Here is a 17,665-nt window from a genome sequence, read left to right on the forward strand (position 1 = left end):
CACCGCCCCCGAAGCCCCCGGCCATCCCTGGCGGCACGCAGGCCCAGCAGGTGCTCGGCCTGGTCAACGCGGAGCGGGCCAAGGCGGGTTGCTCGCCGGTGAAGCTGGACAGCCGCCTGTCGAAGGCCGCGCAGCTGCACAGCGAGGACATGTCGGCGAACGACTACTTCAGCCACACCAGCCAGGACGGCCGCACCTTCACCGACCGCGCGGCCGCCCAGGGCGTCGACAACGCGGGCGCCGAGAACATCGCCCGCGGCCAGAGCTCCGCGCAGAGCGTGATGGACGCGTGGATGAACTCGGAGGGCCACCGCGCGAACATCCTCAACTGCGGCTTGAAGACCATGGGGTTGGGGGTCGTGACGAGCGACTGGACCTGGACGCAGATGTTCGGCTGGTAGCGCGCCAACCCTCGTCCGTCGCGCGGCCGGTGGAGAGGCACGGTCCACCGGCCGCCGATGTGTCAGGCGCCGCTGTCCACCGGGCGGAACTCGCTGGTCGCGGCGGCGGACTGTGCCTAGGATCCCGGGCCATGGACATCGCCACGCACATTGCCGCCCTGCGCACCGAGGGGCGGCTCCTTGCCGCCGACGCCGAGGCCGCCGGGCCCGATGCGGCTGTCTCCACCTGTCCGGGGTGGCAGGTGCGGGATCTGCTGCGGCACACCGGTGCGGTGCACCGTTGGGCCACCTCCTACCTGGTGGAGAAGCACACCTCGGGCCGCCCCATGGGCGCGGCACCGGACGTGGACGGCGATGCGTTGGTCGCCTGGTTCCGCGAGGGACATGAACTGCTCGTCGAGGCGCTGGAGGAGGCGCCCGACGACCTGGAGTGCTGGGCGTTCCTGCCGGCTCCCTCTCCCCGCGCGTTCTGGGCGCGGCGCCAGGCGCACGAGACCGCGGTGCACCGGGTCGACGCGGAGTCGGCCCTGGTGCGGCCTGAGCCCCGGACCCTCGACTCCGCCTTCGCCGCCGACGGAATCGATGAGCTGCTGCGCGGCTTCCACGCCCGGGACAGGAGCCGGGTCCGCAGCGAGGAGCCCAAGGTGCTGCGGGTGCGCACCACCGACGAGGACGCGGTGTGGACCGTACGCCTCTCGGAGAAGCCCCCGGTCACGACCCCGGATGCCGAGGGCGAGGCCGACTGCGAGATCAGCGGACCGGCCGGGCGCCTGTATCTGGCGCTGTGGAACCGGCTGCCCCTGCCGGACATCAGCGGGGACGCCGCTGTGGCCCGCCTCTGGCGGGAGACCTCGGGCGTCTGATGCACTGGCTGCCATGGGCAGCCGCACACAGGCGCAACGGGACGCCATCACGGTCGAGATCGGCTACGCGTTCCTCTCCGGCGCGTGCCTCGCCGTGCTGGCGTTCGCCGCGGTGGCCGGTCCGGGATGGATCTTCGACTTCCCGCTGGGGGTGCGGAAGGTCCTGGTGACAATCGGGACCGTCCTCGCGCTGCTCGCCTTTCTTGTCCGGGTCATCACGGTCCTGTGGCGTTTCCAGAACGCCACCCGTCAGCCCAGCCAGCCCGGCCGCACCAGCCCCGACTCGTAGGCCAGCACGACCAGTTGGGCCCGGTCACGGGCGCCCAGCTTGACCATGGTGCGGCTGACGTGGGTCTTAGCCGTCAGCGGGGAGACCACGAGCCTGCGGGCGATCTCGTCATTGGACAGACCGATACCGACCAGCGCCATCACCTCGCGCTCCCGCTCGGTGAGTTCGCCGAGGCTCTGCTCGATCGCCGGTTCCTTGGAACGCGCCGCGAACTCGGCGATCAGCCGCCGTGTCACGCCCGGCGAAAGGAGCGCGTCCCCGTCCACCACCGCCCGTACCGCGCGCAGGAGTTCCTCGGGCTCGGTGTCCTTGACCAGGAAGCCCGAGGCGCCGGCGCGGATGGCCTCGAAGACATACTCGTCGAGCTCGAACGTCGTCAGCATCACGACCTTCACCGCGGCGAGTTCGCCGTCGTCGGTGATACGGCGGGTCGCGGCCAGGCCGTCGAGCAGCGGCATCCGGATGTCCATCAGGACGACGTCCGGGCGCAGTTCGCGCACCAGGCGCACGGCCTCCTCACCGTCCGCCGCCTCACCGGCCACCTCGATGTCGGCCTGGGCGTCGAGCAGCGCCTTGAATCCGGCACGGACCAGTGACTGGTCGTCGGCGAGCAGTACCCGGATCATGGCGAAGTCTCCTTGGGTCGCAGCGGAATCACGGCCCGCACCTGGAAACCGCCGTCCTGGCGCGGGCCGGCCTCGATCGTGCCACCCAGCGCCGCCGCCCGCTCCCGCATTCCGGCAAGCCCGTTGCCGCTGCCGCCCGCGTCGGCCTGCGTGGCGGGACCGTCGTCGTCGACCCGTAGCTCCAGTTCACGGGTCCTGTAGCCGAGGGTGACCCGGGCGTGCCGCGAGCCCGAGTGCCGTACGACATTGGTCAGCGCTTCCTGGACGATACGGAATGCCGCGAGGTCCGTGCCCGGTGCGAGCGCCACCTGCTTGCCCTCCCGGCCCACCTCGACGGTGAGTCCGGCGCTCGCGGCCTGCTGCACCAGTTCGGGCAGTCGGTCGAGACCGGGCGTGGGTGCCCGTGGGGCGTCGCCGGGCGCCCGCAGGGATTCGAGGACCTGACGGACCTCGCCGAGCGCCTCCTTGCTGGCCGACTTGATGGTGGTCAGCGCGGTGCGGGCCTGCTCCGGGTCGGCGTCGAGCAGCGCGAGTCCGACGCCCGCCTGCACATTGATGACCGAGATGGAGTGCGCCAGGACGTCATGCAGTTCGCGGGCGATCCGCAACCGCTCCTCGTCGGCCCTGCGGCGCGCCGCCTCGGCCCGCTCGGCACGCTCCTTGGCCCACTGCTCGCGCCGCGAACGGGCCAGCTCGGCGACCGCGACGATGGCCACCACCCAGGCGGCGACGACCAGTTCACCGCTCCACGACGCGGCGGTGTCACCGTCGGGCGGAAGCCAGCGGTACAGCCAGTGGGAGATCAGCAGATGCCCGAGCCACAGCATCCCGATCGCCGCCCACGCCGCACGCCGGTGGCCGGCGACGACCGCGGCGAACACCGAGAGGGCGACGGTGACGAAGACCGGTCCGTACGGATATCCGGCGCCGAGGTAGAGCATCGTGGTGGCCGCGACGCCGAACACCACCGGCACGGGGTACTTCTTGCGCAGCAGCAACAGCGCGGTGCCGATGAAGAGCACGGCCCGCGCGAACACATCGAGCTCGGCCCGGTAGTCGGTCTGCGCGTGTGCGGCGAAGGTGCTGCCCATCTGCACGAAGACCGTGACCACGAGCGTGGAGATCCAGGGCAGACCGCCGCGCTCCACCCACCTCAGCAGGCCGGGCGGCCCGCCGCGCCACGGCGGTCCGTGGGAACCGTCGCGCCACGGCGGTCCGCCCCAGGAGCGCGTCGGGGACCCGGGGGTGTGCTGCTCTGCCATACCGCCACGCTAGACCTCGTGGACCTGCGGCGACGTCAGCCGTGAGGGGTGAGCGTGTGTACTCCCCGTGAAGTACGCGGCGGGTACGGGCCGCCTCCCCCGGCGGAAAACCGATCGCCCGCTGCCGCCGGGCCCTGGCACAGTGACCCACCATGACCGACTTGGAGCTGGCGACCGCCGCGGATGTCCGGCTGATGCAGACGCTGGCGCAGCGGGTCACCGCCACCCGCCCGGAGCTGATCAACGCGGACGCGTCGTACGGCGAACTGGCCTGGATCTGGGGCAAGGGCCATGCCGCTCAGGGTGCGCACTGGCCGCGCAAGCTCTGGTTCGCGGGCAAGGCAGGTGCTGACGGCGGCGAGCCGGTCGCTTGGGCATGGGCCCAGCTGCCACGGCAGGTGAAGCTGAGCGACGGGTCGGTGAAGGACATCACCGGCGCGTATCTCGCGTATCAGATCGACCCCGGCCACGCCGAGCTCGTCGACGAGGTGATCGCCTGGTACGACCACGTGGCCGTGGGCCTCGAACGCACCGTGCTGCCGAGCGCCGGCGACACATACGCCCTCGAGCGCTGGGCCGCGCACGGCTACACGTCGGACCCGTCCGAGCTCGGGGACCACGGCTCGTGGACCCAGCTCAACGAGCGGGACCTCACCGATCTGGAAGAACCGGTACTCGCCGACGGTTTCCGCTTCCTCACCGCCGACGAAGCGGGCCCCGAAGCCGCGGTCCGGGCCCATGTCGATGCCTGGCACACCTCGGCCTACTCCGTCGAGGCGTACGAGTCGGTACGGGCGACGGCGGGATACCGCGGCGATCTGCACCTGCTGGTGCGGGCCCCGGACGGGACGATGGCCTGCTCGGCGATCATGTGGCTGGACGAGGTGAACCGGACCGCCGAGTTCGAGCCGGTCGGCACCCACCCCGCGTACCGCCGCCGAGGCCTGGCGCGGGCGCTCCTGCTGCAGGGCATGCACCTGGCCCGCGCGGCGGGGGCCACGCACATGACCGTCGCCTGCCTGGGAGCTCCCGGATATCCCGCTGCGCGCGGCCTGTACTACAGCCTCGGCTTCCGCCCGTTCACGCGCGACACCCCGCTCATCAAGCCCGCGACCGCCCCGGTCGTCACGCCTGCGACTGCTCGGGACTCCGCTCCAGCTCCTGACCGGGACTCCGGTCCAGAGCGCTGACCACCCGCCGCGCCATCGGATGCGTCCGTACGATCTCGGCCAGCGAGGTCGAGCCCTGCACGATGCGTACGAATACGTTCCAGGCGGGCCGGAACCCGGTGATCGCGGCGTGCAGCATCCCGGGCCTGCGCTCGAACAGGGTCAGCACCCGGCGGCCCATGTTCATCTCGACGCCGAGGCCCGCCTTGACGGCGAAGGCGTAGTTGAGTGCCTGCCGCCGTGCGTCGACCGCGTCCTGCGCCTCCGCGATCCGCACGGCCCACTCCCCCGCGAGCCGTCCCGAGCGCAGTGCGTACGAAATGCCCTCGCGGGTCCACGGTTCGAGCAGCCCGGCCGCGTCACCGCAGACCAGGACGCGGCCGCGGGAGAGCGGCGAGTCCTCGGTACGGCAGCGGGTGAGATGGCCGGAGGAGATCGACGGTTCGAAGCCGGCGAGACCGAGCCGTCCGATGAAGTCCTCGAGGTAGCGCTTGGTGGCCGCGCCTTCGCCCCGGGCCGAGATCACACCGACCGTGAGGGTGTCGCCCTTGGGGAAGACCCACCCGTAACTCCCGGGCAGCGGGCCCCAGTCGATGAGGACGCGGCCCTTCCAGTCCTCGGCGACGGTCGGCGGCACGGGGATCTCGGCTTCGAGACCGAGATCGACCTGGTCGAGTTTCACCCCGACGTGTGCTCCTATCCGGCTCGCGCTGCCGTCCGCGCCGACGACCGCGCGGGCGAGGACCGTCTCGCCGTCGCTCAGGACCACCGCGACCGTGCGCCGGTCGGGCACCTCGGGGCCGTGCTGTTCGACGCGCGAGACGGTGACGCCGGTGCGCAGCTCGGCCCCCGCCTTCTGCGCCGACTCGACCAGCTGCTGGTCGAACTCCGGACGGTTGATCAGACCGAACAGCATCTTCTTGGAGCGGCGGGTGCGCGCGAACTTCCCGTCGAGGGAGAAGGTCACCGCGTAGATCTTGTCCTTGAGCGGCAGCTCGAAGCCGGGCGGCAGAGCGTCGCGCGAGGGGCCGATGAGGCCGCCCCCGCAGGTCTTGTACCGCGGCAGCTCCGCTTTCTCCAGGAGCAGGACGCGTCGCCCGGCGACAGCCGCCGCATGGGCAGCGGACGCTCCGGCGGGGCCTGCGCCCACCACCACGACGTCCCATACCTCAGGTGTCTCGTCCGGGGCGTTACGGTCCGCGTTCTCGCTGCTCACGATGGCCTGCTGCTCCGATCCGACGGTATCTGTGCTCCTGCTACGCCAGATCCTACGGCGGGCGCGGCGGGCCCCCGCCGCCGGAACAGGGCGTCTCCCCTTGTGAAAAGATCCCCATGCGGAATACGTGCACAACTTCCGCACACCTGTACAACATCGCACCCACCAGGAGCGTGCCCATGTCGCCGAACCCGGCGCACGAACGGATCGCCGAAACCATCGCCGCCCTCTTGCCGAAGGCGAAGCAGGAGCTGGCCGAACTGGTGGCGTACCGGTCGGTGGCGGACTTCGAGCAGTTCCCGAAGAGCGAGAGCGAAGCCGCCGCGAACTGGGTCGCCGACGCACTGCGCACCGAGGGCTTCACGGACGTGGCGCTCCTCGACACTCCGGACGGCACCCAGTCCGTCTACGGTCTGCTGCCGGGCCCCGAGGGCGCGCCGACCGTGCTCCTGTACGCGCACTACGACGTGCAGCCGCCGCTGGACGAGCAGGCCTGGCTCACCCCGCCGTTCGAGCTCACCGAGCGCGACGGCCGCTGGTTCGGGCGCGGCTCCGCGGACTGCAAGGGCGGCGTGATCATGCACCTCCTGGCGCTGCGTGCGCTGAAGGAGAACGGCGGCATCCCGGTCTCCGTGAAGTTCATCGCCGAAGGCTCCGAGGAGCAGGGCACGGGCGGTCTGGAGCGGTACGCGGAGGCGCACCCCGAGCTCCTGACGTCGGACGCGATCGTCATCGGCGACAGCGGCAACTTCCGCGTCGGACTGCCGACCGTCACCTCGACGCTGCGCGGGATGACCATGCTCCGGGTCGAGATGGACACCCTCCAGGGCAATCTGCACTCCGGCCAGTTCGGCGGCGCCGCCCCGGACGCGCTCGGCGCGCTGATCCGCGTCCTCGACTCGCTGCGCGCCGAGGACGGTTCGACCACGGTCGACGGTCTGGACGGCGACCAGACCTGGGAAGGTCTGCAGTATCCCGAGGACGACTTCCGCGGTGACGCCAAGGTCCTCGACGGTGTCGAACTGATCGGCTCGGGCACGATCGCCGACCGCATCTGGGCCCGCCCCGCCGTCACGGTCCTCGGCATCGACTGCCCGCCGGTCGTGGGCGCCACCCCGTCCGTGCAGTCGAGCGCCCGCGCCCTGATCAGCCTGCGGGTGCCGCCGGGCGCCGACGCCGCCGAGGCCACCAAGCTGCTCAGCGCCCACATCGAGGCGCACACCCCGTGGGGCGCCCAGGTGCGCACCGAGCAGATCGGCCAGGGCCAGCCGTTCCGCGCGGACGTCAACTCGCCCGCGTATCAGGCGATGTCGGACGCGATGGCGGTCGCGTACCCGGGTCAGGAGATGCAGTACGCGGGGCAGGGCGGCTCGATCCCGCTGTGCAACACACTCGGCGGTCTCTACCCGGAGGCCGAGATCCTGCTGATCGGTCTGAGCGAGCCGGAGGCGCAGATCCACGCGCCGAACGAGTCGGTCTCGCCGGACGAGCTGCGTCAACTGTCGGTCACCGAGGCGCTGTTCCTGCAGAACTACGCGGCGTCCAAGGCCTGATCGTCGGCCCCACTCCCCTCGCTGCGGTCCCGTTCCCCTTCCGGGGAGCGGGACCGCACTTTTTCGGCCACGTGCACGGCCGCGGGGCTTCACCGCGATCAACGCGGGTACTCGGCGTGCCCGGCCCATACGGCAGGACAGCAGGTCAGAGGCATGGCCGCGGGCGCCGGAGTAGAATTGGCCACAGTCGAGGGAGCAGTGTCGTGGGACAGAGCCTCGAAGCGAGAACGACAGCGGACCGCCCGGTGCGCCCACCGCGTCCGCCCTCGCCGCCGTCCACGGATCCCGCAGCCGCGCAACGATCCCCGGTGAGCTCCCACAACGAATGGGACCCGCTGGAGGAGGTCGTCGTAGGCCGCCTCGACGGCGCCACGATCCCCACCGACCATCCCGTCGTGACCTGCAACGTCCCCTCCTGGGCCGGCCGACTGCAGGGTCTGGCCGCGGGCCTGCACTATCCGCGCCGCCTGATCGGGCCCGCCCAGGACGAGCTGGACGGCTTCGTCGAACTGCTCGAGTCCCTGGGCATCACGGTGCGCCGGCCCGAACCGGTGGACCACAAACGGCGGTTCGCCACTCCCGACTGGTCCGCGCGCGGCTTCTGCAACACCTGCCCCCGCGACAGTCTCCTGGTCGTCGGCGACGAGATCATCGAGACACCGATGGCCTGGCCCTGCCGCTACTTCGAGACCCACTCCTACCGCGCCCTGCTCAAGGACTACTTCCGGCGCGGCGCCCGCTGGACCTCGGCGCCCAAGCCCCAGCTGACCGACGACCTGTTCGAGCCGGACTTCAGCACCCCGGGCGAGGGCGAGCCGATGCGCTACATCCTCACGGAGTTCGAGCCGGTCTTCGACGCCGCGGACTTCGTACGGGCGGGCCGCGATCTCTTCGTGACCCGCAGCAATGTCACCAACCGGACGGGCATCGAGTGGCTGCGCCGGCATCTCGGCCCCGGCTACCGCATCCACGAGATCGAGAGCGGCTGCCGCACCCCGATGCATATCGACACCACGTTCATGCCGCTGGCCCCCGGCAAGGTGCTCATCAATCCGGCTTACGTGGACCCCGACCGGCTCCCGGAAGCCTTGCGTTCCTGGGACGTCCTGGTCGCGCCGGAACCCGATCCGATCGACGAGCGGCTGCTCAAGATCACGTCGATGTGCGGGCAGTGGCTGAGCATGAACGTCCTCATGGTGGACGAGAAGCGGGTCATCGCGGAACGCCACCACACGGGCATGCTGCGCGCCCTGGAGCGCTGGGGCTTCGAACCGATCCCCTGCGATCTGCTGCACTACGCGCCCTTCGGCGGTTCCTTCCACTGCGCGACGCTGGACGTCCGCAGGCGGGGCACGCTGGAGTCATATCTGCCGTGAGCCGCTGGTGAGGGCCGCACGGTTCCTCAGCCGACCGGCACGCCGCCCTCCAAGTACATGGGCGCGCCCCGCTCCCGCGCACGCAGCGCCCACCGCAGCCGCTCGTAGCGCACCGGTGGCAGCAGGGCTGCGGCCTCCGTCTCCGAGACGAAGCGGCAGGCACGCAGTTCCGGGCCGGGGAGCAGGGCTCGTTCCGCGGCGTCGGCGGGGAGCCTGCCACCGTCGAAGAGCAGCCGTATGCCGCCGTATCCCGGGGGGTGCGGCGGTTCCCAGTCGATGACCAACAGGCCCGGATTACGGACCAGTTGGATGCCGGTCTCCTCGGCGACCTCCCGTATCCCGGCCGCGGCGGGCGCTTCGCCCGGCTCGACCACACCACCGGGGAACTCCCAGCCGGCTTTGTACGTGGGGTCGACGAGCAGCACGCGGTCCTGCTCGTCGAAGAGCAGGACGCCGGAGGCGAGGGTCTCCGAGGACGGCTCGGGGGTCTGCACGATCTCGCTCACCCCGGCCGCCTCGGTGCGCACCGCCTCAGCGATCCGCTCGGCGGCCTCGCGCGGGCTCAGCACACCGGTGTCGAGAAGGTACGCGTCGGCCGCCAGCCAGGCGCCGAGTGCGTCGAGGTAGGGCTCGACGTGCTCCAACGACCACTGGCGCACCCGCAGTTCGCCGTCGGGGGTGTCCGGCACCTCGCGCCGGGCGATCCGCTCGCGCAGGATCGTTTCAGCCGGGGCAAGGAGCACATGGCGGACGGGGATGCGCCGTGCCGCGAGTCCACCGAAGATCTCGTCCCGGTACTCCTGGCGCAGGAGCGTCATCGGGACGATCAGGATGCCGCCCACTTCGGCGTGCAGCGCGGCGGCGGTGTCGACCACCATCCGCCGCCAGAAGCCGAGATCCTGGTAGTCGCCCACTTCGGCCAGACGCTTGGCCGGCAGCAGCCAGGGCAGCGCTCCGCCGATCACCTCGGGGTCGAAGAGCGTGCTGTTCGGGATCAGGTCGAGCAGCTCACGGGCGGTGGTGGTCTTCCCCGCACCGAACGCCCCGTTGATCCAGACGATCACGATTCCCCCTCTGCTGCCGGCCCCCGTGTGGCTTGCCCGCTCCGCCGTGCCACGTAACCCCGTACGCGACGGGCGTGCGGGGTCTGGTCCGCGACCTGCGGGGTAACCGGGAGATATGACCGACATCGTGGATTCGGACGAACTGTTGAGGCGCATTCTGCGCGCCCGTGACTGGGCCGCACGTCAGGAGCACGACTGGCGCTCGCGCACCGCGGAGCTGGAACGGGCCGATCCCGACGAGGAATTCGCGGCGCAGGTCTACGGCTGCGCGTTCCAGGCCGTACGCAGCGTCCTCGACGAGATCATCGAGCCGGGGTCCCACGGCGTGTGAGCCTGGGCACATTCCTGCGCGGGTGAATCGGCCATGGCGGCACCTTAAGCAGCAGGCCGCGCGGATCTCACCCGGTTTCCAGGGACTGAGACGGTGACCTTTGCACCGACTTGCGTAAGTGAACGCCGCGGGGGAACCCGGACCGGGAAAGCCGTCGCCACCAAGGGGTTGCCGTGGAAGACCGAACGTTGCCAGAGCGCATCCGCGCGGCAGCGGATGAGGCGCCGGAGGAGCGCCTGCCGCAGCGGATGTGTGCCGCGATGTGCGAGGCGCTGCCCGTGGACGGGGCGACGTTCTCGCTGTTGACGCACTTCCCGCAACGGCAGCTGCTCTGCGCTTCGGACGATGTCGGAATCAGGCTGGAGGAGTTGCAGTTCGAATCGGGTCAGGGCCCCTGCATCATGGCCTCGGCGACCGCGCATGTGGTGCTGTGGGAGGACGTGCGCGAGCACCGCGCACTGTGGCCCCTGTTCGGTCCGCTGCTGCGCGAGCACCTGCCGCAGGTCGGTGCGGTCTACGCCTTCCCGCTGCTGACCGGCGGTCAGTGCGTCGGCGCCGTGGACCTCTTCCGCTACGAGCCGAAGCCCATGGACGATTTCACCGTGCGGGAAGCCCTGGCCGGCGCCGCCGAGATCGCCAAGGTGCTGCAGGTGCATGCGATGAACCGTCTGTTCACGGATGACCTGCCGCCGTGGGAGCCGGCAGAGGTGATCGAGGCGCACTGGGGCACCACGCACCTCGCCACCGGAGTACTGGCCGAACAGTGGGGCGTCGGTCCGGAGGCCGCGCTCGACCGTATGCGGGCCCGCGCCATCGCCGAGGGCATCCCCCTGCCCGACCTCGCCGCCCACGTACTGGCCGGCGGCGCGGTGCCCGACGACGTGGCCGACGCATGGCCGGAGCAGAGCCCTCGCCGCGGAGACAGCCCCTAGCCCTTTGACGACCCCAGCGTCAGCCCCGCGATGAAGTGCCGCTGCAGCAGCAGGAACACGATGATCGTGGGCGCCGCGACGATCACCGAACCCGCGGCGAGCAGGTTGTGGTCGGTGAAGTACTGGCCGCTGAGGTTGTTCAGGGCCGAGGTGATCGGCAGCTTGTCGCCGGTGTTGATGAACACCAGCGCCCAGAGGAAGTCGTTGTACATCCAGGTGAACTGGAGCGTGCCGAGCGCCGCGAGCGCGGGGCGGCACAGCGGCAGGGTGATCCGCCAGTACTGGGTCCACACGCCGGCGCCGTCCACGATCGCCGCCTCGATGATCTCCTGCGGCAGCGTGCGCATGAAATTCGCGAGCACGAACACACAGAAGCCCAGCTGGAATCCCACCTGGACGGCGAGCACCGCCCAGTAGGAGTCGTACATCAGGTACGAGTCCGACATCCAGTAGGGCAGCTCGATCTGGTTGAACAGGGCGTACAGCGGCGTGATGATCACCTGCTGGGGCAGCAGGTTGCCCGCCGTGAAGAGCATGACGAGCACGATGCCGCCGCGCATCCGCAGGCGCGAGACCGCGAACGCCACGAACGACGCGAGGAACAGCACGATCAGTACGCCGGGCACGGCGATGATCAGGGTGTTGACGAAGTACTTCGTCATCTCCGAGTCGTTGAACGCCTGCTCGTAGTAGTCGAACGACAGGGACTTCGGCAGCGAGAAGTAGCCTTCCTCGGCCGTCTCGTCGTACGGCCGCAGCGAGGCGTACACCGCGAGCAGCAGCGGGGCGAGGAAGCCGAGCGAGACGGCGGTGAGGAAGATCTGCGTACCCCAGCGGCCGCGGCGCCGGGGGCGGGACCCGGGTGCGGAGACCGGCTTCGTGGCCTTCGTCGGCGCGGGTGCGGGCGCGACACTCAACGGTTCTTCTCCCCTCGGAGCTCCTGGACCAGATACGTCACGACGAATCCGAGGGAGAGGACGAGCAGCACCACGGCGATGGCCGAGCCGAACCCGATCCGGCTGGCCTCGCCGATGATGTTGTCGGTGACCAGCACGGACAGCAACTCCAGGCCGTTTCTGCCTCTGTTGATGGCGTAGACGATGTCGAAGGCACGCAGCGCCTCGATCACCGTGATCACCATGACGATGATGTTGACCGGCCGGAGCGTCGGGAAGACCACGCGGAAGAAGGTCTGGCGCTCGCTGGCCCCGTCGATCGCGGCGGCCTCCTTGAGGGTGGCGTCGACCGCCTTGAGTCCGGCCAGATAGAGGATCATCACGTAGCCGGTGTGCCGCCAGGCCGCGGCGATCATCACCATCCAGATGTTGATGTCCGGATCGCCGATCCAGTCGATCGGGTTGTCCTGCCGCCCCAGCAGCGCGTTGAGCGCGCCCTGGTCGCGGGAGAACACCAGCTGGGCGATGAAGCCGACGATGGCGAGCGACAGCACGACCGGCAGGTAGATCGCCGACTGGTAGAAGCGGCTGAAGCGCACACCGCGGTCGATGAGCACGGCGAGGAACAGGCCGAACGGCGTGGCCACCAGGCCGAGGAAGCCCAGCCACATCAGGTTGTGGCGGACGGCGGGCCAGAACTGCGGGTACTCGGTGAACGCGGTCCTGTAGTTGTCCAGGCCGACCCAGCCGATATCGCTGACGCCGTCGTAGTTGGTGAAGGACAGGCCGATGGAGGCGAGGGTCGGGCCCCAGACGATGAACAGGTCGATCAGGATGGCCAGGCCGAGCAGGACCCCGAGGACGATGCGGTCGCGGCGGGTGAACCGCCGCGCGCCGCGCCGCCGCCGGCCTCGATCGCCCCGCGTGGAGGTGAGCGACACGGGTGTGAACTCCCAGTACGTAAGGGTGAGTCGATGGCTCAGGCGGCGGCGAAGACGGTCTTCTTCTGCCGCTCGATGTCGTTGACGAGGCCGTCGACGTCCTTCGGATTGCCGATGAAGCTCTGCAGCGCCGGGATCATCACCGTGGAGGCGAAGTCCGGCCGGGTGTCGCGGTCGAGGAACTGGGAGATCTGCTGGGCACCGGAGACCAGCTCGACGGCCTTCTTCTGCAGCTCCGTGTACTTGCCGGTGTCGGCGCCCTCGTGGACGGCGATGTTGCTCGGGTCGTGCGTGAGGTAGATGTTCTCGGCCTCGGCGGTGGCAAGGAACTTCAGGAGGTCCTTGGCCGCGTCCATCCCCTTGTCGTTCTTGAGGTTCTTGCCCTTCTTCGCCAGCAGGAAGCCGTCGATCGGCGCCTCCACCGCGTCCTGGCCGTGCTCCGGGTTGATCTCCGGGAAGGCGAAGAAGTCGAGGTCGTCGCGCTCGTCGTCCGGGAACTGCTGGCCGGGCTGCGGCAGGCCGAAGACCGCCATGCCGGCCTCGCTCTTCTGCAGCCCCTGCGCCGCCTCCTGCCAGGTGCGGCCGTTCGCGCCTTCCTGGTGATACGGCATCAGCCGGCGCCAGGTGTCGAAGACCTCCTTGACCTCGGGACCGTTCCAGGCCTTCTCGCCGGCCATCAGCGCCTTGTGGAACTCGTAGCCGTTGATGCGCATGTCGAGGTAGTCGAAGGTGCCCATGGCGGGCCAGCCGTCCTTGTCCGCGAAGGCGATCGGGACGAGCTTGTCCTTCTGCATCTGCTTGGCGAGCGCGACGTATGCGTCAAGGTCCTTGGGCGCCTCGTAGCCGTACTTCTGGAAGACGCTCTTCCGGTGGAAGACGGCCCACGGGTAGTAGTAGTACGGCACGAAGTACTGCTTGCCGTCCTCGCCCGTCGACTGGTCCTTGATCGCATCGGTGAAGCCGTCGAAGCCGGACCACACGTCGGATATGTCGTGCAGCAGGTTCTTCTTCGCGAAGAACTGCATCCGGTATCCGGCGAACCACATGAAGACGTCGTCCGGCGTGCTCTGCAGATAGCGGTTGATGTTCTCCTGGAACGAGTTGTGGTCGACGGTGTTGACCTTGACCTTGCGGTCGTCCTTCGACTGCTTCGCGTACGCCTTGAACGCTTCGGCGTACGCCTTCTTCGGCACCGGGTCGGAGGCGTTGGATCCCATGGCGACGGTCTTGCCTGCATCGGCGGGCCCACCGCCGCAGGCGGTCAGCAGGGAAGGCAGCGCGACGGCTCCGGCGCCAAGGGCCGTGCCTCGCAGCAGAGTCCGCCGGGACATCCGATCTCCTGGACGGTTTCGAGGTCCGTCGCCGAGTGCACCCTGCCCAGTGAACGATGACTCCGTCATGTCCCTCTCCTCGATGGACTCGTACTGCCGTCGGGCGAACCCAACACAATCGAACGGGAGGCTTGGATCTCACTGCCAACCTGCGGGTTGGTCAAGAGGTGCGGCAGGACAAGGGCGAACCGTTACCGCATCGCTTCCAACAGACTCGAACACCGCCTACCGTAAACGCGCGGCATGGCACAGACATGACCGCCGACAACCGGTGTGAGTGCGGAGGAAAGTGACGATCCGTCACGTTCGCACCCGTCACCCCGGTTCAGAAAAATGATCGGAGCGCTGGGGCGCCGTGGCCACGAGATACGATCAACTCGCGGTCCGCTGCGAGCCAGGCAACCGTCCTCATTGCGGCCATCAACGACTGGCTGTGAGCAGGCGGCTCAAGACCGGAAGCACGCCCCGCAGGTCCTCGTCGTCCACGGTGGCGGTCGCCTCCTCGCGCGCTCCTGCCGAGGCATTGAACGCCACGCTCAACCCGACGGATGCGAACAGCGGCAGATCGGAGCGGCTGTCCCCGACGGCCGCGCACGAGCGGGAAGCCAGCCCCAACTCCCGTGCCTGCGCGAGGGCGAAATCCCGTTTGTCGTACTCGTCGAAGTGACAGGCCACCCGGCCCGTGAAGCGGCCGTCCGCCGTCTCCAGCCGGGGGCCGCTGAACGCATGGAAGCCGAAGCGGTCAGTCAGGTAACTGCCGACCGGCGACCAGGCGAGGGTTGCCAGCATGGGCACCAACCCGTTCTGCCGGCACCAGGTCACGGTCTCCGTGATGCCCGAGACCAAGGGGAGCCCGTCGAGCCAGCCAGAGACCTGGTCTTCGGCAGCCCCAGCCCAACCCGCGGCATCCAGGTCGGAGACCCGCCGATTGTCCAGGGCGCCGGAGGCGTAGGCATCCTCGGCCTTGGCCAACTCGTCCCGATGACCAAGGAAGCCGGCCAGAAAGACCGACGAACTCGTGCCGGGGACGAGGGTGCCATCGACATCGAAGAACACAGCGCCCGCATGGCCGGATGAGAACACGGCCCAAGGATGCCACGGCCTCGCGAAACACCGGATCGGAGGCACCCCCGGGTACTTCCGATACACGCCCTGGTGGGCTCGCTCTTATGCGGACGCGCCCGCCCCCACCCGCGCGCCGCTTCCGAGCGCCGCCGCGGCCGCGCCGACCAGGCCGGCATCGGTCCCGGTCATCGCGGGAGTGACGGTCAGGTTCTGCACGAAGGACAGCGTGGCGTAGTCGCGCAGCGCGCGGCGCAGCGGCGTGAACAGCACATCGCCGGCCTTCGCCACTCCCCCGCCGATCACGGCGATCTCTATCTCGACCAGTGTGGCCGTCGCGGCGATCGACGCGGCGAGCGCCTGGGCAGCCCGCTCGAACGAGGCCAGTGCGACCGGATGGCCCGCCCTCGCCGCCGCGGCCACCGCCGCCGCCGAGGTGTCGCGGTCGGCGCCGGGCTGCCAGCCGCCGTCCAACGCGCGGCGGGCGATATTCGGTCCGCTCGCGATCCGTTCGACGCAGCCGCGCGCGCCGCACGGGCACGGGTCGCCGTCGAGGTCGACGCTGATGTGGCCGATGTGGCCCGCGTTGCCGGTCGGTCCGGGATGCAGCTTCCCGCCGAGCACGAGGCCGCCGCCGACGCCGGTGGAGACGACCATGCACAGCGCGTTGTCGTACCCCTGGGCCGCACCCTGCCAGTGCTCGGCCGCCGTGATCGCGACCCCGTCGCCGATCAGCTCGACGGGCAGTCGGCCGGTGAGCTGCCGGACCCGCTCCACCAGCGGATAGCCGCGCCAGCCGGGGATGTTGACCGGGCTGACCGTACCGAGCGAGGCGTCCACGGGACCAGCGCTGCCGATGCCCACGGCTTCCGCGCGCGCCCACAGCGGCGAGGCGGTGAGCTCGCCGAGCACCTGCCCGACGGCGCGCATCACCGTGTCACCGTCCTCCTGCGCGGGCGTCGGACGCTGCGCACGGACCAGGATCCGGCCGGCGCCGTCCACGAGCGCACCGGCGATCTTGGTGCCGCCGATGTCGAGCGCGGCGACGAGGTGGTTCTGCATCACGGTCGGTCTCCTGGTCGGTGAGAGCTCCCCCTGGCCCCCAAAGACTCCACTTCTCCAGGTCGCAGAGGCAGGTCGACAGTCTCTCCCGGGCTGACAACGTTGTCTAGGCTCTATGCTCGACGCCACACGTATGCGAACCCTCCAGGCCCTGCCCTTCAGGCTCGGCCAGGTGGCGCGTACGGCTGATCAGCATGCGCACCGAGCACTTGAGGACAGGACGGCATACGTGGCGGAAACAGCCAGGGGGACCGAGAGCCGCTACGGCAACAGGCCCACCATGAAGGACGTCGCCGCGCGCGCGGGAGTCGGCCTCAAGACGGTCTCCCGGGTCGTCAACGGAGAGTCCGGCGTGACACCCGACACCGAACGCCGGGTCCAGGAAGCCATCGAGGCGCTGGGCTTCCGGCGCAACGACAGTGCACGCGTGCTGCGCAAGGGCCGGACCGCCAGCATCGGTCTCGTACTGGAGGATCTCGCCGACCCGTTCTACGGGCCGCTGAGCCGCGCGGTCGAGGAGGTGGCGCGGGCACACGGCGCGCTGCTGATCAACGGGTCGAGCGCCGAGGACCCGGACCGGGAACAGGAGTTGGCGCTCGCGCTGTGCGCGCGCCGGGTCGACGGTCTGGTGGTGATTCCCGCCGGCGACGACCACCGCTATCTCGAGCCGGAGATCAAGGCCGGGGTCGCCACGGTGTTCGTGGACCGCCCCGCCGGGCAGATCGAGGCGGACACGGTCCTCTCGGACAACTTCGGCGGAGCGCGGGACGGCGTCGCCCACCTGATCGCCCACGGACATCGGCGGATCGGCTTCATCGGCGACCAGCCGCGCATCCACACGGCCGCCGAGCGTCTGCGCGGCTACCGTGCGGCGATGGAGGACGCGGGTCTGCCCGAGGACGAGGCGTGGGTGTCCCTGGGGACGACCGATGCGGGACGGGTGCGTGCGGCGGCCGAGGCGATGCTGTCGGGGCCCGAGCCCGTGACGGCCATATTCGCGGGCAACAACCGTGTGACGGTCACGGTTGTACGGGTCCTCGCCGGGCTTTCCCGGCCGGTCGCCCTCGTCGGGTTCGACGACTTCGAGCTGGCGGATCTGTTGCAGCCCGGTGTGAGCGTCATCGCTCAGGATGCGGCGGCGTTGGGGCGGACGGCGGCGGAGCGGTTGTTCAGGCGGCTTGACGGGGCGCAGGATGTGGCGCCGGAGCGGATCGAGTTGGCGACGCGGTTGATTGCGCGGGGGTCCGGGGAGTTGCCGCCGGCTGGGTAGTGGGCGGTGGGTGGGTGCGGG

Annotated in this window: 18 protein-coding genes; 9 read left to right on the forward strand and 9 right to left on the reverse strand. The window is 70.0% G+C overall.

What is annotated here, in order from left to right; genetic code table 11:
- The 3 genes from G6045_RS29850 to G6045_RS29860 form a co-directional block, all read left to right on the forward strand.
- Window positions 1–401 (forward strand): CAP domain-containing protein (locus G6045_RS29850; RefSeq protein WP_206344345.1); only part of this gene is annotated, 401 nt, incomplete at its 5' end.
- Between the two features lie 131 nt (window positions 402–532).
- Complete coding sequence (locus G6045_RS29855; RefSeq protein ID WP_165335264.1) at window positions 533–1,264, forward strand: maleylpyruvate isomerase family mycothiol-dependent enzyme; 732 nt, start codon at window positions 533–535, stop codon at window positions 1,262–1,264.
- Between the two features lie 13 nt (window positions 1,265–1,277).
- A complete protein-coding gene (locus G6045_RS29860) occupies window positions 1,278–1,553 on the forward strand; it encodes a DUF6332 family protein (protein WP_165335265.1) in 276 nt (91 codons plus the stop codon).
- Here G6045_RS29860 and G6045_RS29865 read toward each other — a convergent pair.
- Window positions 1,514–2,179, reverse strand: a complete 666-nt coding sequence (locus G6045_RS29865; protein ID WP_165335266.1) for a response regulator — start codon at window positions 2,177–2,179, stop codon at window positions 1,514–1,516. The genes G6045_RS29860 and G6045_RS29865 overlap by 40 nt on opposite strands.
- A complete protein-coding gene (locus G6045_RS29870; RefSeq protein WP_165335267.1) occupies window positions 2,176–3,441 on the reverse strand; it encodes a sensor histidine kinase in 1,266 nt (421 codons plus the stop codon). Before G6045_RS29870 ends, G6045_RS29865 begins: the two co-directional genes overlap by 4 nt.
- A 152-nt stretch (window positions 3,442–3,593) precedes the next feature.
- Between G6045_RS29870 and G6045_RS29875 the strand changes: the two genes are divergently transcribed.
- Window positions 3,594–4,631, forward strand: a complete 1,038-nt coding sequence (locus G6045_RS29875; RefSeq protein ID WP_165335268.1) for a GNAT family N-acetyltransferase — start codon at window positions 3,594–3,596, stop codon at window positions 4,629–4,631.
- On the opposite strand, the gene G6045_RS29880 is transcribed toward G6045_RS29875, so the two are convergent.
- The gene (locus tag G6045_RS29880; protein ID WP_165335269.1) at window positions 4,567–5,826 is read right to left on the reverse strand and encodes a geranylgeranyl reductase family protein; all 1,260 of its coding nucleotides are present in this window, start codon (window positions 5,824–5,826) and stop codon (window positions 4,567–4,569) included. The two genes, G6045_RS29875 and G6045_RS29880, sit on opposite strands and share 65 nt — an antisense overlap.
- A 179-nt stretch (window positions 5,827–6,005) precedes the next feature.
- On the opposite strand from G6045_RS29880, the gene G6045_RS29885 reads away from it, so the two are divergent.
- Both G6045_RS29885 and G6045_RS29890 read left to right on the forward strand, forming a co-directional pair.
- Entirely contained in the window at window positions 6,006–7,379 is a 1,374-nt protein-coding gene (locus G6045_RS29885) for a dipeptidase (RefSeq protein ID WP_165335270.1), read from the forward strand.
- A gap of 245 nt (window positions 7,380–7,624) precedes the next feature.
- Entirely contained in the window at window positions 7,625–8,755 is a 1,131-nt protein-coding gene (locus G6045_RS29890) for an amidinotransferase (protein ID WP_165335278.1), read from the forward strand.
- A gap of 26 nt (window positions 8,756–8,781) precedes the next feature.
- Here G6045_RS29890 and G6045_RS29895 read toward each other — a convergent pair whose 3' ends face one another.
- Window positions 8,782–9,822, reverse strand: coding sequence for an NUDIX hydrolase (locus G6045_RS29895; RefSeq protein ID WP_165335279.1), 1,041 nt, complete (start codon window positions 9,820–9,822; stop codon window positions 8,782–8,784).
- A 112-nt stretch (window positions 9,823–9,934) separates the two neighbouring features.
- Here G6045_RS29895 and G6045_RS29900 point away from each other — a divergent pair, with 112 nt between their 5' ends.
- Together G6045_RS29900 and G6045_RS29905 are read left to right on the forward strand one after the other, a co-directional pair.
- Window positions 9,935–10,150 (forward strand): hypothetical protein, encoded by a 216-nt coding sequence (locus G6045_RS29900; protein WP_165335271.1) that lies wholly within the window; start codon window positions 9,935–9,937, stop codon window positions 10,148–10,150.
- A gap of 188 nt (window positions 10,151–10,338) precedes the next feature.
- Window positions 10,339–11,082 (forward strand): GAF and ANTAR domain-containing protein, encoded by a 744-nt coding sequence (locus G6045_RS29905; RefSeq protein WP_165335272.1) that lies wholly within the window; start codon window positions 10,339–10,341, stop codon window positions 11,080–11,082.
- Here the strand turns inward: G6045_RS29905 and G6045_RS29910 are convergent.
- From G6045_RS29910 to G6045_RS29930, 5 genes are all read right to left on the reverse strand, one after another.
- Window positions 11,079–11,999: a carbohydrate ABC transporter permease gene (locus tag G6045_RS29910; protein ID WP_165335273.1), complete on the reverse strand. Its 921-nt coding sequence runs from the start codon at window positions 11,997–11,999 to the stop codon at window positions 11,079–11,081. The two genes, G6045_RS29905 and G6045_RS29910, sit on opposite strands and share 4 nt — an antisense overlap.
- Entirely contained in the window at window positions 11,996–12,919 is a 924-nt protein-coding gene (locus tag G6045_RS29915; RefSeq protein WP_165335274.1) for a carbohydrate ABC transporter permease, read from the reverse strand. The genes G6045_RS29910 and G6045_RS29915 overlap by 4 nt, the downstream gene beginning before the upstream one ends.
- Before the next feature lie 38 nt (window positions 12,920–12,957).
- On the reverse strand, window positions 12,958–14,250 hold the full coding sequence (locus G6045_RS29920; protein WP_165335275.1) for an ABC transporter substrate-binding protein: 1,293 nt from the start codon (window positions 14,248–14,250) through the stop codon (window positions 12,958–12,960).
- Between the two features lie 420 nt (window positions 14,251–14,670).
- Window positions 14,671–15,333 (reverse strand): HAD family hydrolase, encoded by a 663-nt coding sequence (locus G6045_RS29925; RefSeq protein ID WP_328707949.1) that lies wholly within the window; start codon window positions 15,331–15,333, stop codon window positions 14,671–14,673.
- Between the two features lie 84 nt (window positions 15,334–15,417).
- Window positions 15,418–16,374: an ROK family protein gene (locus tag G6045_RS29930; RefSeq protein ID WP_165335281.1), complete on the reverse strand. Its 957-nt coding sequence runs from the start codon at window positions 16,372–16,374 to the stop codon at window positions 15,418–15,420.
- A gap of 229 nt (window positions 16,375–16,603) precedes the next feature.
- Here G6045_RS29930 and G6045_RS29935 point away from each other — a divergent pair, with 229 nt between their 5' ends.
- Window positions 16,604–17,644, forward strand: a complete 1,041-nt coding sequence (locus tag G6045_RS29935) for a LacI family DNA-binding transcriptional regulator (protein WP_165335276.1) — start codon at window positions 16,604–16,606, stop codon at window positions 17,642–17,644.
- Window positions 17,645–17,665 lie beyond the last annotated feature (21 nt).

It is taken from the genome of Streptomyces mesophilus (assembly GCF_011044995.1).
In the GTDB taxonomy this organism is placed as follows: Bacteria; Actinomycetota; Actinomycetes; order Streptomycetales; family Streptomycetaceae; genus Streptomyces; species Streptomyces mesophilus.